General features: G+C 50.6%; 12 protein-coding genes and 1 tRNA gene. 3 read left to right on the top strand and 10 right to left on the bottom strand.

What is annotated here, in order from left to right; genetic code table 11:
* Positions 1-503: 503 nt before the first annotated feature.
* From BMY16_RS00490 to BMY16_RS00480, 3 genes are all read right to left on the bottom strand, one after another.
* Positions 504-2,210 (bottom strand): AMP-binding protein, encoded by a 1,707-nt coding sequence (locus BMY16_RS00490; protein ID WP_091839785.1) that lies wholly within the window; start codon positions 2,208-2,210, stop codon positions 504-506.
* Positions 2,211-2,265: 55 nt separating this feature from the next.
* On the bottom strand, positions 2,266-2,850 hold the full coding sequence (locus BMY16_RS00485; protein ID WP_091839782.1) for a helix-turn-helix domain-containing protein: 585 nt from the start codon (positions 2,848-2,850) through the stop codon (positions 2,266-2,268).
* Between the two features lie 108 nt (positions 2,851-2,958).
* A complete protein-coding gene (locus BMY16_RS00480) occupies positions 2,959-5,994 on the bottom strand; it encodes an FAD-binding and (Fe-S)-binding domain-containing protein (protein ID WP_091838618.1) in 3,036 nt (1,011 codons plus the stop codon).
* Between the two features lie 202 nt (positions 5,995-6,196).
* On the opposite strand from BMY16_RS00480, the gene BMY16_RS00475 reads away from it, so the two are divergent.
* The gene (locus BMY16_RS00475; RefSeq protein WP_091838616.1) at positions 6,197-7,801 is read left to right on the top strand and encodes an L-lactate permease; all 1,605 of its coding nucleotides are present in this window, start codon (positions 6,197-6,199) and stop codon (positions 7,799-7,801) included.
* Positions 7,802-7,838: 37 nt separating this feature from the next.
* Here BMY16_RS00475 and BMY16_RS00470 read toward each other — a convergent pair whose 3' ends face one another.
* Positions 7,839-8,714 carry a hypothetical protein gene (locus BMY16_RS00470; protein WP_091838613.1) on the bottom strand — a complete coding sequence of 292 codons (876 nt, stop codon included), beginning with the start codon at positions 8,712-8,714 and terminating at the stop codon, positions 7,839-7,841.
* A gap of 143 nt (positions 8,715-8,857) precedes the next feature.
* On the opposite strand from BMY16_RS00470, the gene BMY16_RS00465 reads away from it, so the two are divergent.
* Entirely contained in the window at positions 8,858-10,069 is a 1,212-nt protein-coding gene (locus BMY16_RS00465; protein ID WP_091838610.1) for an MFS transporter, read from the top strand.
* Between the two features lie 32 nt (positions 10,070-10,101).
* Here the strand turns inward: BMY16_RS00465 and coaW are convergent, their stop codons facing one another.
* The 6 genes from coaW to sppA form a co-directional block, all read right to left on the bottom strand.
* Positions 10,102-10,932: a type II pantothenate kinase gene (gene coaW / locus BMY16_RS00460; protein WP_091838607.1), complete on the bottom strand. Its 831-nt coding sequence runs from the start codon at positions 10,930-10,932 to the stop codon at positions 10,102-10,104.
* A gap of 92 nt (positions 10,933-11,024) precedes the next feature.
* Positions 11,025-11,097, bottom strand: a tRNA-Phe gene (locus BMY16_RS00455).
* 178 nt (positions 11,098-11,275) lie between these two features.
* Positions 11,276-12,379: a thiamine-phosphate kinase gene (thiL, locus tag BMY16_RS00450; protein WP_091838604.1), complete on the bottom strand. Its 1,104-nt coding sequence runs from the start codon at positions 12,377-12,379 to the stop codon at positions 11,276-11,278.
* Between the two features lies 1 nt (position 12,380).
* On the bottom strand, positions 12,381-13,190 hold the full coding sequence (locus BMY16_RS00445; protein WP_091838602.1) for a purine-nucleoside phosphorylase: 810 nt from the start codon (positions 13,188-13,190) through the stop codon (positions 12,381-12,383).
* A complete protein-coding gene (gene lpxK, locus BMY16_RS00440; RefSeq protein ID WP_139207072.1) occupies positions 13,075-14,265 on the bottom strand; it encodes a tetraacyldisaccharide 4'-kinase in 1,191 nt (396 codons plus the stop codon). Before lpxK ends, BMY16_RS00445 begins: the two co-directional genes overlap by 116 nt.
* 3 nt (positions 14,266-14,268) lie before the next feature.
* Entirely contained in the window at positions 14,269-16,068 is a 1,800-nt protein-coding gene (sppA, locus tag BMY16_RS00435; protein WP_091838598.1) for a signal peptide peptidase SppA, read from the bottom strand.
* A 139-nt stretch (positions 16,069-16,207) separates the two neighbouring features.
* Between sppA and BMY16_RS00430 the strand changes: the two genes are divergently transcribed.
* Positions 16,208-17,557, top strand: a complete 1,350-nt coding sequence (locus BMY16_RS00430; RefSeq protein ID WP_091838595.1) for a rhamnogalacturonidase — start codon at positions 16,208-16,210, stop codon at positions 17,555-17,557.
* Positions 17,558-17,658 lie beyond the last annotated feature (101 nt).

Raw genomic sequence — 17,658 nt, 5'->3', positions numbered from 1 at the left:
CGCCCTCCAATTGACGTCATTTTGACGTCGAAGATGCTCAAATTCGCGCGATTTTTTACGAGCCGTAATTTCATGGCCTTCGAGCCGTGAAAAATTGCTCCGCGAAATTACGTTTCGTGTTTTTCAGCCAAGCAGATGCCGATTCTTTGTAACAATGTCACTTTGTCACATTGTAACATTAAGCACATTGCAATTCCCGCCTAGAGTATATTATAAATTATTATATATTATAATATATAATAATTCTTATTACCTTCCCCTTCCACAATCGCCACCACCTTAATGTTACAATGTTACAAAGTTACAAAGTGACGGAAGAAAAATAGTACGGCTTTTATTTGGATTGCGCAAGGGTAGGGTAATAGTTTAACAATAATTGATAGTGCCATCTTGACTGCGCTCGGGATGACAGGACTGTAATTTACAATCTTTCTTCTGTTAAACAAGTAGACACAATCATCCCCGCTCGTTTTCGGGGCGGGGATGGATGTTTTTGGGGTATATCAAACTACTTCGATGCCTTGTTCCTCACAGAGTTTGAGGCTCATCTCCTTGAGCTTGAACTTCTGGATCTTACCTGAGCCGGTCAGCGGGAACTGGTCGATGAAGAAGACGTACTTTGGAATCTTGTAACGGGCAATCTTGCCACGGCAGAACAGCTGGACATCCTCGGGGGTCATCTTGACTCCCTCCTCAAGGATGATGAAGGCACCTACGGCCTCACCGTATTTCTTGGAGGGAACGGCAGCCACCTGCACATCGCGGATGCCAGGCATGTGGTAGAGGAACTCTTCAATCTCACGCGGGTAGATGTTCTCACCGCCGCGGATGATCATGTCCTTGATACGGCCCGTGATCTTGTAGAAGCCCTGCTCGTCTTTGATGCCGAGGTCGCCAGAGTGGAGGTAGCCGTTTTTGTCGATGACCTCAGCGGTGGCTGTAGGATTCTTATAGTAGCCCTTCATCACGTTGAAGCCCTTGCAGCACATCTCACCCTGTACGCCGACGGGACACTCCTCGCCGGTCTCGGGGTCGAGCACCTTGACATCTACAAACGGATAGTCGCGGCCTACCGTGGTGCAACGCTGTTCGAAGGTGTCGTTCAGACAAGTCTGCGTCATACCCGGTGACGACTCGGTGAGTCCGTAGACGCTCGTGATGGTCATATACATCTTCTCGCTGACCTGCTTCATGAGTTCCACAGGACAGAGTGAACCAGCCATGATGCCCGTGCGCAGACACGTGAGGTCGAACATCGAGAACATGGGGTGGTTGAGCTCGGCGATAAACATGGTGGGCACACCATAGACAGCCGTACAGCGCTCTTTATGGATGGACGCCAGTACTACCAGCGGGTCGAACTTCTCAACCATCACCTCGGTACAGCCATGCGTAAGGCAGTTCATCGTGGCGAGCACCACGCCGAAGCAATGGAACAGCGGCACACAGACGCAGAGCTTATCGTCCTGCGTGAAGCCCATATTCTCGCCTGTGAAGTAACCATCGTTGGCAATGCCGTAGTGGGTGAGCATCACGCCCTTGGGGAAGCCTGTGGTGCCCGAGGTGTACTGCATGTTGCAGACATCGTAACAGCTCACCTTGCTCTTCATCTCAAGCAGGGTCTCATCCTCCACGTTCTGACCCAGCAGCAACAGCTCGGCAGTATTGAACATGCCGCGATACTTCTCCATGCCGATGAACACTACGTTCTTCATACAGGGGAAACGCTCGCTGTTCAGATGACCGCGCTCGCAAGTCTTCAGCTCGGGCAGCATGGTGTAGGTCATGTCTACATAGTTACAGTCCCAGGTACCGTCGGTGATGCAGAGGGTGTGCATGTCGGAGTCCTTGCAAAGATACTCGAGCTCGCTCTGCTTGTAGTTGGTGTTCACCGTTACCAGCACGGCACCGATCTTGGCTGTGGCATAGAGGAACGTCAGCCAGTCGGGCACGTTGGTGGCCCAGATGCCTACGTTGGAACCACGCTCCACACCGATGGCAATGAGGCCTTTGGCAAGGTTGTCTACGCGCTCGTTGAACTTGCTCCACGTAAAGCGGAGATCACGGTCGGAGTAGACAATGTACTCCTTGTCAGGCGTTGTCTCAGCCCAGTATTCGAGCCACTGGCCGAGTGTGCGCTCGTGGAGTGTATAGCCTTTGCTGCCCGTCTCGGCAGGGTATGTTCTATCAGGAAGCGGACGCCCCGCCATATCGTATTTTACGTTGCTCATCTTCAATCTTCAATTTTCAATATTCAATTCTCAATCAAAATGGAATATAGACGACTGCGAGGATCTTGGCTGATTTGCCCGGGGCACCATGCACGTGGTGCTTCACGATGGAGTCGTAGAAGATGGAGTCACCCTCTTTGAGGCTGTAGGTCTCCTTGCCATACACAATCTCCACTTCGCCCTGCATGACATAGATGAACTCCTCACCTTCATGAGCAGAGAGCTGGAAGTTAGGACTTTCCTCGGGATTGATGTCAATCACAAACGGCTCCATGTGGCGACCGGCTTTTTGCTGAGCCAGCGGGTGATACTCCATGTGCTTGCGGGCATCGGTGGCATCGTTGCTGAAGCTGATGCTGCTATCCTTCTCGCGGTCGGCGGCACGGGTCACGATGGGACCCAGCGCATCGTTATCATCCATAAACGTACCCAGACGGACACCCAGTGCACGGGCAATCTTAATCAGCGGCCCTAAGGAGGGCAGGTTCACATCGTTTTCGATACTGTTGATCTGCTCTACGGACAGTCCGCTGCGCTCTGCAATCTCTTCGATGCTGAGATTCTTTGTTTCACGAAGGCTCTTGATTTTTGAGCCTACGAAAGAGTTATTATTGGCCATATTATCGATAATGTTATTCTTAAGCTTAATTTTTGGCCGCAAAAGTAATAAAAAAGGCCGAATTAACGGCCTATTTTGGGGAAATTAACATAAATCGTTGACAATTTGTTATTTCATATCATGCGATGTCAGACCTTTTTTCGGCGTCGTGCAGAGGTTCACCAGATAGATGATGCTCATGTAGGGGATGCCGGTGTTGGTTTCCAGACCAATCTCGCAGGTACGGCTATTGGAGTAGCCCACCTCAATCTTTTTCTTCTCAATCTGCGGACGGAGCTTCCTCAGGCCGTACTTGTTGAGCTCGGGGAAGGTGAATCCGCGGTCGCCGGCAAAGCCGCAGCAGCCCACGCCTTCGGGTAGGAAGACGTTGGTACAGCAAAGCTTCGCCAGGGCAATCATATCCTTGTCTACACCCATCTGGCGGGTAGAACAGGTGAGGTGCAGGGCAATATGCTTGTCGGTGGGATGGAAGTCGAGACGGTCAACGAGGTACTTCATGATAAACTCGGCAGGCTCGTAGAGCTTCATCTTCTTCATCACCTTCTTCATGCGATGGAGGCAGGGGCTCTGGGCACAGAGCACTGGATATTTGCCATGCTCGGAGGCTTTCCAGAGAGCGGCCTCAAGCTCCGCACTCTTACGGTCGGCAATATCGAGCATACCCTTTGACTCCCAGATCTGTCCGCAGCACATCTTCTCCATGCCTTCGGGGAAGATGACCTCATAACCAGCCTTCGCCATCAGCTGGATGACCTCATCCACGAGGTCGTGCTTCATCTTGCTTCCCTTCGACTGACCCATGGTCTGGTTGATACAGCTGGGGAAGTAGACCACCTTCAGGTCAGAGTGCTCTTCTTCCTTGTGCGGGATGGATTTCTCGATGATGAACTGGGTGAGGTCGGACTTCTTGGGCTGACGGTGCTTCTTGGGCATGGCTGTGGTCCAGAGCGGAAGACCCATCTTGTTCATCGTGCGGCACACGGTGGTCATCAGCGTGGGACCGAGGGTGACATGGGCTGTATGGGCCACATCGAGTACCACGCGCAGGCCAGACTTGATGCCAGCCATGTGGTTGGCAGCAAACTCACCGACCTGATAGCCCAGATGGTTGTTGAGCATATCCATCTGACGGATGATGTGTGTCAGCTCGCCTGTGTTGATCTTCATCGGGCACGAGGTGGAGCAGAGGCCGTCGGTGGCACAAGTCTGATCACCATAGTATTTATACTGTTTCTTCAGCGTAGCCACACGTTCGGGATTCTTGCCCGTGGCCTCCAGCTCGCGGATCTCACGCTGGACGGCAATACGCATACGAGAGGAGAGGGTGAGGCCGCACGACATGCAGTTGACCTCGCAGAAACCACACTCAATACACTTGTTGGCACGCTTCACCTGCTCGATGGTCTCCTTGGCTGTAGAGAGCGTCGGGTCCATGAGGTAATGACCGCCATCGGGCACCTTCTTGAAGTCGAAGTCGAGCACTGGCAGCGGCTTCAGACACTTGATGAAGCAGTCGGGGTCGTCGTTGAAGATGACACCCTGGTTGAGCAGGCCGTCGGGGTCGAAGATGGCCTTCAGCTCCTTCATGGCCTCGTAGGCCTTGTCGCCCCACTCATACTTCACGAACGGTGCCATATTACGACCTGTACCGTGTTCTGCCTTCAGTGAACCATCGTAGCCCTCGACCACGAGTTTGGCCACGTCGCGCATCATCTCGGCATAACGTGCCACCTCGTGCTCATCAGCAAAGCTCTGGTTGAGGATGAAGTGGTAGTTGCCTTCGAAGGCATGACCGTAGATACAGGCATCGTCATAGCCGTGGTCGGCGATGAGCTTCTGCAGCTTGACGGTAGCCTCAGGCAACGATTCGATGGGGAAGGCCACATCTTCGATGAGGCAGGAGGTGCCGATGGGGCGTGTACCACCGACGCTTGGGAAGATTCCGCTTCGGATGGCCCAGTATTTGCCGTATACCTTGGGATCCTCGGTAAACTCAACGGGCTGGTAGAGGTTGAACTGTGTGAGACAGTTGCCGATGGCTTCAATCTTCTCCAGCAGCTGCTCGTGTGTGATGCCTTTGGTCTCGGTGAGGATGGCGGTGAGGTTGTGATAGTCGCCGGGCTCCACACCTGCAATACGTCCGGCATCCACATCTTCCTTATAACGCAGGAAGACAGGGTCGTCGACGGAACTGAGTGACATGTAGTCGAGCATCTCGGCACTCTTCACCATCAGGTTCTCTGCACTCATCTCTAGGTCTTCGTCACCGGCCTTCAGCTTCTTCATGGCTACCACGGCCTCGCAGCTCTCCTTCATCGTGAGGAAGTAAACCATCGCAGAGGCTTTGTACTTGTAGTCGTGGAGCGTCTTCATCGTGACTTCGGAGAGGAAGGCAAGGGTACCCTCGGAGCCTACCATCGAGTGGGCGATGATGTCGAACGGATCGTCATAGGCTATCAGCGGACGCAGGTTCAGACCCGTTACGTTCTTGATGCTGTATTTGGTCTTGATGCGCTCTGCCAGTTCCTTGTCTGCACGTACCTTATCGCGCAAATCTTCAATCTTTTTCAGAAACTCGGGGTGACTCTTGCGGAAGGCCGCTTTGCTCTCTTCAGAACCTGTGTCGAGCACGGTGCCATCGGTCAGGATGATGCGGGCAGAGACCATCATACGGTCGCTGTTGGCATGCACGCCGCAGTTCATACCCGAGGCATTGTTGATCACGATACCACCCACCATGGCTGAGCCGATGGAGGCAGGGTCGGGTGGGAATACACGACCGAAGGGCCTCAGAATCTCATTCACTCTGGCACCCACAATACCAGGCTGGAGTCTGATGGTCTCCATACCCTCACCAAACTTGTACTGCTCCCAGTGCTTGCCGGCTACGATGAGCACGCTGTCAGTACAACTCTGACCAGAGAGTGATGTGCCTGCAGCACGGAAGGTAAAGGGCAGCTTGTGCTTCTGGCAGAGACTTACTATCTTGGAGATTTCCTCTTCGCCATCGCTGCGGATGACGACCTTGGGAATCTGACGGTAAAAACTGGCGTCTGTTCCCCAACCGAGTGTACGGAGCTCATCGGTGTAGATACGGTCAGACGGTAGGAACTTCCTGAGGTCTGATAGGAATTGTTCAATCATAGGGCATTCGTTTTTAGTTAGATGTGTATTATTATTTTCGGCCCAAAGATACAAAATTAATTTGAAAGTTGGGAGTAGAAAGATGAGAGTTTTTTGCTCTTTTTGATTTTTTCACTAAAATAATATGGTTTTATGGGAGAATATTTGTAAATTTGTCGGCAAAACGTATATAATATTCACAAAATAATAACTAAAGACCGCTATGACTGCATTAGTATCTGTAATTCCTATTTTATTGCTCATCGTCCTGATGATGGGTTTCAAGGTGTCGGGCTATAGAAGTGCTATTATCACCTTGGCTGTAACGATCTTGTTGGCCCTGTTTGCCGTTCCTGCGATGGGTATCGTTCCGGAGAAGTATGCCGGGGTGTCCATCTTTGGCATCACTTTATGGTCGGTGGTGGAGGGCTTCTTGAAGGCGTGCTTCCCGATCATCCTGATCATTATCTGCGCCATCTTCAGTTATAATATCCTATGCGAGACCAAGGAGATTGAGACCATCAAGACGCAGTTCATTCAGATGACCTCAGATAAGGGATTGTTGGTGCTTTTGCTCACATGGGGTCTCGGTGGTGTGCTCGAAGGTATGGCCGGCTTCGGTACGGCTGTGGCTATCCCTGCCGCTATCTTGATTGGACTGGGGTTCAAGCCGATGTTCTCGGCTGTCATCTGTCTGGTGGCCAATACGGTGGCTGTAGGCTTCGGTGCCGTAGGTCTGCCCGCCACGACGCTGGCCAACCAGGTGGCTGCCAGTGGTGTGGCTACGCCCGAAGAGCTCTGTGAGGTGGCTACGTTCATCATCCTGCAGCTCTCGCTGATGTTCTTCATCACCCCGTTCCTCATCCTGATGATGACCGATCGTACGAAGATCATGAAGAATATCACCATTGCGCTCTTCGTGGGAACCTTCTCCATCGTGGTGCAGTTCTGCTGTGCTCACTTCATCGGTCCTGAGACACCAGCCATCCTCGGTTCTGTGGCTGCCATCATCGCCATGCTTATATATAATAAGTTGTTCATACGCGATGAGGACCCCAAGGACGAGGTGATCGTGGAGAGGAAGAAGTTCGGTCTGGCAAAGACCCTCAAGGCTTGGAGTGTTTACGGTCTGATCATCTTCTTCATCCTGATTAGCAGTAAGATTGTACCGCCGGTAAACGAACTGCTGAACAATACGCTGGTGACTAAGTTTGAGTTGCCAGTGATTGGCAATACGTTTAAGTTCGGCTGGTTGTCGAATGCTGGCTTGATGATTTTCCTCGGTGCAGTCATCGGTGGACTGATTCAGGGCATGAGCTTCGGCAGTCTGATGAAACTGTTGGCCAAGACCACCATCAACCTGCAGAAGACGGTGGTGACGATCTGCTGTCTTGTGGCTATGGCCATGCTGATGAACAATACGGGTATGACCAACGATATTGCCAAGGGACTGGTATTGCTCACGGGTGCTGCCTTCCCGTTCTTCGCTCCGCTGATTGGTTCTATCGGTACCTTCGTAACGGGTAGCGCCACGAATGCCAACATCCTCTTCGGTAAGCTGCAGGCTACTGCCGCCAGCGACCTCGGACTGGTGAACCAGGGCACATTCTTCGGCGTAACGGGTAACGAAACCAACTGGCTGGCAGCTGCCAACTGTGCTGGTTCTGAGGGTGGTAAGCTGCTCTCTCCGCAATCCATCGCCATTGCTACGGCTGCCTGCGATATGGAGGGTCAGGACGGTGACATCATGCGTAAGACAATGCCGTTTGCCATCTTCTGGATCCTGATGAACGGCCTGATGGTGTTCCTCGGCTTACACGTCATCTAAATAAAACAAATCCCGCCAATCGGTGGGATTTGTTCTGTTATTTTACCATCTTCAGCAAGTCTTTCGAGGGTGTTGCTTCCTTGATGGGCTTGAGATACCAGCGGACGGTCCAATTGAGTTCTTCTTTGGGCTGAAGCGTGGTGTAGGCACCCTGACTCTCGAGCTCTATGTAGGTCTTGCCTCGGTTGACATAAACCTGAACCTCGGCCTCGTTGGGAGCAGGATCGCCAGGCTTCAGGTCGTTGAACTTCTTCACCAGCAGCAGTCCGTTGTTCGCATAAGCCAGCCAACCATTACCATCGGCATTGATCTTACGGTTCTCATTGGTCACGTCAGTCTTGTACCACACGGCACCGTGCTCGGCCTTGAAGTCCATCAGGTTGGCTGGTGTGATGCCCTCTAAGGGGGCATCGAAGAAGATGACGCCACCATCGTTGGTGACGCGGGTAATCTCCCAGGGAGCTACCTTGCGGGTGTCGTTGCTCTCATTGATGATAGAGTAGGTGATAACGAAGGCACCGTCTTTCTCATCGGTAGCAAAAGCCTTGCGGATGCGGAAGCCCAGACGATTGCTAACGGGGCTGGTCATGATGAGATGGCCATCTTTTTCCTCAACCGTGTAGGCCTGCTTGTCAAATTCGGGTACGGGGGGCCAATTCCATTCTTTCTGCGGACTTGTCCAGAAGGTGCTGCCAAACGATTCGGGGAACCTTGACTGGGAGATAACTTCCTGGTCGTCGTACTTCAGCGACAGGATTTTTCCGCCTTTGCCAGCGTCGATGGTCATCGTCTGGTGACCGCATTTCAGGGTGTGTGGATCTGAGGGGCCACTTGGGGCTCCGAAGGGCTGTGCCTGCACAGCCGTGCATCCGATGGTCATAGCCATCAGGACAGAGGTGATGGTTCGTTTCATAAAAGGTCCTTTTAAGTTGATAATATGATCTGATGAATAAACGCAACGGAGGTGTGAAAGTTAAATCCAAAGGCAGAGATTTATAGAACATTAACGTTGCGGCGACCGCTGGAAGCGAAAAAAGCACTACCTTTGCAATTTGTATGGAGAGACTTTGGAATAGGAACTATTGTAAGGTGATGGCAGCGAACTTCTCGTTGTTTTTTGCTTTCTACGTGCTGACGCCGTTGTTGCCGCTCTATCTGAGTGAGCATTTCGGGGCCACGAAGGATGTGATAGGGCTCGTACTCTCAGGCTATACCATCACGGCCCTGCTGTTCCGGCCTTTCAGTGGTTATATGGTAGATGCCTTTCCCCGCAAGAAGGTGCTGATGGTGGCCTTTGGCGCTTTTTCCATCTTCTTCGCAGGTTATCTGGCTGCTTCCACCTTATTGTTGTTCACCATCGTCCGGACACTCCATGGAGGGCCCTTCGGGGCTTTGACAGTGTCAAACTCCACGGTGGCCATTGATGTGCTGCCCTCCAGTCGGCGTACTGAGGGCATCGGTTATTATGGCTTGAGCAATAATCTGGCGATGGCACTGGCTCCTACGATTGGCATTTTCATCTATCAGCTTACCCACAGCTTTGAGTTCCTTTTCTGGCTGGCCTTTATCGTGGCTTGTGCTGGATGGCTTGTCGACTCGACGGTCAAAGTAAAACACTTACCAACTCCCACTGCTTGCCGTAAGTTCTCACTTGACCGCTTCTTCCTCGTGCGCGGCTGGCTCTTAGGGTTAAATATGGTGGCCTTTGGCTTCAGTTTCGGCGTACTCAGTAACTACCTCGCCATCTATGGTAAGGAGGTGATGGGTATCACAGGAGGCACGGGCACCTATTTCATGCTCTGCTCCGTAGGTCTGATCCTCTCTCGTCTACAGGGCGGGAAGGCCTTGAGAAACGGACGTGTGACGCATAATGCAGGCTCGGGGATGGTCATCTCACTCGTTGGCTACACCTTATTTATATTAATGCCAACACTCTTCCCTGCCAGCCCTACAGCCATTATGTCAGGTTATTACGGCTCTGCTCTGTTGATAGGTCTTGGCAATGGTCACATGTGGCCTGCTTTTCAGAATATGACCATCAACGTGGCTGCGAACAACCAGCGTGGCACAGCCAACAGCACCATCCTGATCTCCTGGGATATCGGCATGGGCCTTGGCATTCTCGTGGGTGGTGTCGTATCCGAGCTTTTGGGCTATGGTGCTGCCTTCTGGACGGTCGTCGTGGTGAATGCCACAGGTGTCGCTACTTTCTTCTTGGCCACCAAGACGTTCTTCCTCCGCAGAAATCTCAATCCGACAGTCCGATAATTAAAAATCCCCGCCGATTGGCGAGGATTTCTTTATTTTTTCCCGTTGATGGTATAATCGAGGGCAGCACCGATGGCGGTGCAGTACTGCGAGTACTTGGGGATGTGGAATCGGATATCGTAGAGCTTCTCCAAAGCAGGGAATACTTCTTTGCACTGGGGAAGAAGTGACAAGTTGCCGATGAGTACAAAGTCGCGAATGTCACTACCTAAAGAGGCGAGCCAGGCGGCTGAGCCAATGCTCTGGAGCACCATCTTGATGAGGCCAGCGGCGATATCCTCTTTCTTGGCGTCGGTAGTGGCACGGGCGAAGTTCGAGGCCGTAGTATCCATAGGCAGTCCAGGCAATGGCTGGGCACTGATGTCACCGATGGTCAGGTCGATATTACGGATATTACCCTGTTTGGCCATCGCTGCCACTTGCTTGATGTCGCTGGTGTTGAGCATGATACGGGCTAGTCCTGCGAGTGTACCGCCTCCTACACCGATACCACCGATATGTTTCATCTCGTCACCGTCGCACTTGACGAACGAGGTACCTGTACCCATTGATACGACAATGGTATGGTCGAGCTTTGATTCAAAGCGGGCTCCGAGACCGTCGGCCACAAACTCCTCAGACTTTGCCGTTGGCAGACCATAGATGGGCTGGTCGATGTAGGCAGCACCCACACCTGTGAGCATCACCTGTTCTACATCTTTGAGATCGATGTCGTTGTCATGAAGATACTTTCCGAATGCTCCATAGAGAGAGGTGATAGGATCGGCAGCGGTAATACGGATAGGAGCCGATACTTTGCCGTTTTTGATTCCAACAATCTTTGTGGTTGAGATGCCCACGTCGATTCCAATGACTATTCCCATATATTCAATATTTCAATATTCAATTTTCAATCTTCAATATAAAAAAGAAACCCGGCCGCCATTACGCGAAACCGGGCTAATGAAAGGAGGAGTGGTACCTCCAGGAATCGAACCGGGGACACACGGATTTTCAGTCCGATGCTCTACCAACTGAGCTAAGGCACCATCATGTCAATGTGCAATCCTTTCGTTTGCGGGTGCAAAGGTACTAAGAAAAAATGAAAGAATGAAAGAATGGAAGAATAAATTGGTCGGATTTAATGTTTATTAACAAAGCGTCTTTATTTCTTCATTCTTTCATTTCTTCATTCTTTCATTTCTTCATTCTTTCATTCTTTCATTCTTATTGCAGCGGATTCCAGCCCTGCGCTTTAAGCTCAAACTCCTGATTATCACGGGTTACGAGCACTTTTCCGAACTTTTCCTCAGTGATGTGGCCGATGAGCTTTATTCCCTCAATTTGCTCGATTTTCTCGTGATCACCGATAGGAACGGTGAAAAGCAACTCGTAATCTTCGCCGCCGTTGAGCGCACAGGTGGTGACGTTCATGTTCATTTCCTCAGCCATGACTGCGGTTTGGTAGTCAATGGGGATATTCTTCTCATAGATACGGCAACCGACTCCCGACTGTTTGCAGATATGCATCAGTTCGGAAGAGAGTCCGTCGCTGATATCCATCATCGCAGTGGGCTTGATACCTGCCTCACGGAGTTTCTGGATGATGTCACCACGGGCTTCGGCTTGCAGCTGGCGCTGGAGCAGATATTCCTTGCCACTGAAGTCGGGCTGGAAGTCGAAAGTTGAGAGTTGTGAGTTGAGAGTTGAGAGCTTCTGGTTGTCACCAGCGGCTTTGGCTTCGGCAATCTTTTTCTGGAGGTCGTTGATCTGACCATAATAGACGCTCTTCTCGCGTTCAAGCAGCTGGAGACCCATATAGGCGGCACCGAGGTCACCGCTGACGCAGACGAGATCGGTGTTCTTGGCTCCATTACGGTAGACGATGTCCTCTTTCTTGGCCTCACCAATACAAGTGATGCTGATCGCCAAACCTGTATAGGAGGAGGTTGTGTCGCCTCCCACGATGTCAACGTTCCACTTGTCGCAGGCCAGACGTAATCCGCTGTAGAATTCTTCCATATCCTCGACAGAGAAACGCTTGCTAAGAGCCAGTGAGACGGTTATCTGACGGGGAGTGCCGTTCATGGCAAATACATCGCTGATATTGACCATAGCCGACTTGTAGCCGAGGTGCTTCAGGTCGATGTAGGTCAAGTCGAAGTGCACACCTTCCATCAGCAAATCGGTAGTTACCAGCACTTCCTTATCGGGGTAGGAGAGTACGGCACAGTCATCGCCTACACCATACTTCGTGCTCTCGTTTTTGATTTCTATATCTTTGGTGAGACGGTCAATCAGGCCGAATTCACCGAGTTTTGCAATTTCCATTCTAACTTCTTTTTATCATTTCACGCATAATCTCTGTCATCAGGGGCTGTGCCTTATTGGCTGCCTCCTGGACCTCCTCGTGGCTGACCTCAACTGGATCATCGAAGCCCCCCAGGTCGGTAATTACGGAGATACCGAAGGTCTTGATGCCGCAGTGGTGGGCCACGATGACTTCAGGAACAGTGGACATGCCTACGGCATCGCCACCCAGAATATGGTACATCTTATATTCTGCAGGTGTCTCGAATGTAGGTCCCTGTACACCGACATAGACGCCATGCTGTACCTTGATACCCTTCTCGCGGGCTATCTCATCGGCCTGTCTGACCATCTGTTGGTCGTAGGTCTCATGCATGTCAGGGAATCGGGGACCTGTGGGGAAGTTCTTGCCTCTCAGCGGATGCTCCGGGAAGAAGTTGATATGGTCGGTGATGATCATCAGATCACCAATCTTGAAACTAGGATTCATACCACCGGCAGCATTGGATACGAATAGGGTCTTAATGCCTAGCTCATACATGACGCGTACAGGGAAGGTGACCTCCTTCATCGAGTAGCCCTCGTAGAAATGGAAACGGCCCTGCATGGCCATGACATCAACACCCCCCAACTTGCCGAAGATGAGTTTGCCTGAATGGCCTTCCACAGTAGAGACAGGGAAATTGGGAATGTCCTGATAGGCGAATTCGTAAGTGTCAGAAATTTCTGAAGCTAATTGTCCGAGGCCTGTCCCCAGAACGATGGCTGTTGTCGGACTTGTGGTCATCCTTGCTTTTAACCAGGAAGCCGTTTCTTGAATTTTTTCGTACATAGTCTAATATTCTCTTGTTAAATTCTTCCTCTTGATCCTGCATGATACTGATACGGATAGGAAGTACATAGATGTTCTGGCGCACTTCATCGCTGAGTCCTTCAACCTGAGTCAGACGGGTTGCGTCCTTTTCAGTGGTCACGATTATCTTTGGCTCGGGAAGGGCACTGAAGGTTTCGTTGATGCAATGCACATCTTTTTTCTTAAACTGATGATGGTCGCCGAAAACGAGGGGCGTTAATTGTGCACACATAGGAGAGAGGTCGTGCTTCATCTGCTTGGGAGAAGCAATGCCTGTCAACAGAAGAACGTTCTTTCCTGTGAGAATGTCGAGGGAAGCCGGGGCTTCTGGGGTATCCGAATCTTGGAAAATGCGTGTGGGCACATCGTATTCAAGACGGGAGAAGAACAACTGTTGATAGGGATAAAGTCGCATCGCCTTAGTAATGACACGAAATTCCATCGGCTTCAGATCTTTCGGACATTTGGTGATGATGACGATATCAGCCCTGTCTTTGCTTTTCACAGGCTCACGGAGACGGCCTGCCGGCAGAAGTTTGTCGTAGACGATAAGGCGATGGTAGTCGACAAGTAGGATGTTGAGGCCAGGCTTGACATAGCGGTGCTGGAAAGCATCGTCGAGCAAAATAACGCCTACGCCTTTTTCCGACTTGTCTTCTGTGAGTCGTTCGATGCCACGGGTACGCTTGGCGTCAACAGCTACGGTCACTTCGGGGAACTTCTGTTTCATCTGGAAAGGCTCATCGCCGATGGTCTGCATCGGTGTGTCTGCCTCTGCCATCACAAAACCATGACTCTTGCGTTTATATCCCCGACTGAGAACCGCCACGTTGATCTTGTCTTTTAGCAGACGAATCAAATATTCCACGTGGGGAGTTTTGCCGGTGCCTCCAACGGTAATGTTACCTACGGAGATGACAGGTGTTCTGTAGGAATGGCTCTTCAAGACTCCCATCTCGAAGAGCATGTTCCTGAGACCAACCCCCAATCCGTAGAACCAACTCAGTGGTAACAGATTCTTATTGATCTTGATGAAATCGCCTTCGGTTCTCATCGTTTACTTAGTGGCTACGCTGAATGGCAAACGAGCTTGCAGACGATTACGCTGCTGGTCGCGACGCATCTCCATGAAGGGCTCGTAGAAGTCACCCAACAACAAACGTAGTTCGCCGTCAAGATAGGTCCCCTTGTTCTCCTTGGGCATGAACTGGTCTATCCAGCTACCTTGGTTAGGATAGGTCTTGGCGTGATATTCTTCCAGTTTTGCCAGTTCGGCAGCCTTCTTTACGGCATCGTCAAGACTGCCGAGCTTGTCGACGAGCTTTATCTTCAAAGCTTCGGAAGCGAGCCAGACGCGACCTTGGGCGATAGAGTCCACATCTGCACGTTTCATCTTGCGACCATCGGCAACAATGTTGAGGAAGTTGATGTAGCCACGGTCTACAAATCCCTGCATACACTTAATGGCATCAGCATTCTCCTGCCCCTTCTTGAGTATGAGATCCTCTTCGAAATGTGTGTATTTGTTGGTCTTTACACCATCAAAAGTGAAACCGAGTTTGTCGGTAACCAGTCCCTTGAAGTTAGGGATAAGGCCGAAAATGCCAATGCTGCCAGTAATGGTGGTGGGTTCAGCGAAGATATAATCGGCACCAGCGCTGATCATATAGCCGCCAGAGGCAGCTACGCCTCCCATCGACACGACGATGGGCTTCTTTGTCTTCAACTGTTTGATGGCATGCCAGATTTGCTCGGATGCTACTGCCGATCCGCCTGGAGAATTCACGCGCAGCACTACAGCCTTCACATCATCGTCGTTGGCCAGTTTGTTAAGGGCATTGACTGTCTGATTGCCGATGATAGACTGTTCACCACCTGACATAAAGCCGGTAAGGGGATTGTCGATAATTTCACCGACAGCATAGTAGACGGCAATCTCATCACCCTCCTTCTTGTCCTTAGACTTCACATTGAGCATGTCTGAAAGGGTCAGCTGCGCAATCTCGTCATCCTTGTCGATTTTCAGGCGGGCCTTCATGTCAGCCTTAAACTCGTCAGGATACATCAACTTATCCACCAATTTTACCTTTACATAATCTTCAGGGCATGCAAAGGCGGCGATACTGTCGTTGAGCCACTGGTTGATGCTGGCTGCCGACACCTTACGGCTCTCGCCAATCTCCTTCAGCCAGTAGTCCCAGATGCCCTGAGAGTAGGCCATGCGCTGCTCACGGTCGTTTTCACTCATGTCTGAGCGGGTCTTGCTTTCTACATAGCTCTTATATTTTCCTACTCGTACAGCCTGATACTCCACGCCGACCTTGTCAAGGAAACCTTTCCAGTATTCACCCAATCCGCCCATACCTTTCATCTCGAGCATTCCTGTCTTGTTGAGGTAGACTTTGTCAGCAACAGAAGCCACATAGTAGGCTGCTTGCATGTAGTTGTCGGCATAGGCAACAATCCACTTGCCACTCTTTTTGAAATCTTTCAAGGCATCGCGCAACTGCTGGGCTGTAGCGGGAGAGTCGAAGGTTACAGTACCATCTTCCAGGTAGATTCCCTTGATGTCGTCGTTATCCTTCGCTTTGCGGATAGAGGCGATAAGATCGTCGAGCCCCATCTGGCTCATGTCGGCCATACCCAGGAAAGCATCAATGGGCGAGCCTTCCTGGCAGCGTTCCTCAACCGAACCACTGAGCCTAATCACAAATACGGAGTTGTCCTTGACTTTTGTTGAAGCCGAGTCACTGGCAATCATACCGACGAGGGAAATAACGAAAAAGAGTCCCGTTACAACTAAGAAAATTGCGATACCACAGACGGTGGCAAACGTCATTTTGAAGAATTGTTTCATAATAAGTCTTTTGATCTATTGTTACGTAACAGTTTGCAAAGATAGTGTAAAATGAATGAAATAGCAAATTTTTATGTAAGTTATTTGGCGTTTTTTGTTTTTTTGACTATCTTTGCATCCAAAACTAATCTCAAAAGAAATGAAAACAAGATTTTTTATGACATTGCTGATGTTGGCCATAGTGGTGGTCGCTATCGGCAAAAAGAAAGATGTGAAAAAAGAACTTTGGCCCGACGGTACGGAGATATCAGCATGGTTTAAGGATACGGCACGCGTAGATCTCTCAGGTCTGAAACATTACGACGTAACAGCCTATGGTGTCGACCGTTATGCAGATGGTGTACAGACCCAGCAGATTCAGGCCGTTATTGACCGTTGTGCCCAAGAGGGCGGGGGCGTAATTGTAATTCCCCGGGGTACTTTCCTCAGTGGTTCGCTATTTTTTAAACCAGGAACTCACCTCCAGATAGAAGAAGGCGGTGAACTGAAAGGTTCTGATCGTATACGCGACTTCAAGATTGTAAAGACCCGTATGGAGGGGCAGACGTTGGATTACTTCGCGGCTCTTGTGAATGCCGACGGCGTGGATGGTTTTACCATAACCGGTCCAGGCACTATCAACGGCAACGGTCAGAAATACTGGGAGGAGTTCTGGATACGCCGTAAATATAATCCCCAATGCACGAACCTGGAGGCTATGCGTCCAAGAAATGTCTATATCTCCAATAGCAAGAACGTGACGGTACAGGATGTGAAGATTATCAATTCTCCTTTCTGGACCAATCATCTCTACCGCTGCGAGAATGTGCGCTATCTCGGTTGTTTCATTTTTGCACCGACAGAGGGTGTAACGCCTGTCGATCCCAAACGGGGTGGCCCCAGTACTGACGCAATCGACTTAGATGTCTGCAAGAATGTACTGATTCATGGCTGTTTTATGCATGTCAACGACGATGCCGTGGTAATCAAGGGCGGCAAGGGAACTTGGGCAGACAAGAATCCCGATAACGGTCCTTGTTCAAACATTATCATCGAGGATTGTACCTACGGAAAGGTTCATGGCTGTCTGACGCTGGGGTCGGAGAGTCTCGACGACCATAACATTATCCTGCGCCGCATCGATGTTAAGGATGCTTCCCGAGTGCTCTGGCTCAAGATGCGCCCTGATACGCCACAGCATTATGAGTATGTCAGGGTTGAGGATATTACAGGCCAATGCGGCTCATTTCTGGTAGTACGCCCCTGGACACAGTTCTTCAAACCCGAGAATCGTGAGGATATGCCATTGTCGCAATGTAACAATATCTACATCAAGAATATCCAGATGAAGGTGAAGAATTTCTTTGATGTCGGAACGTCGGATAAGTACCGTTTGGTAGACTTTTCGTTTGAGGATGTCAACGTGACTGACGAGAAAGATGCTTTTGATGCAAGTGTGATTGAGGGCACAACAGTCAGAAATGTCATTATCAATGGCAAAAGTCGCTGACAAGTTGTCACATCTCTGATTCTTGGCACGATTTTGGCAGAAAAGAAGGCGGATGGTTGAAAAACTGTCCGCCTCTATATATAAATAAGGTATAACATTAA

It is taken from the genome of Prevotella sp. ne3005 (genome assembly GCF_900110085.1).
GTDB lineage: Bacteria > Bacteroidota > Bacteroidia > Bacteroidales > Bacteroidaceae > Prevotella.
The sequence above is the reverse complement of the archived record's forward strand: the minus strand, read 5'-3'. Positions and strand labels throughout refer to the sequence as shown.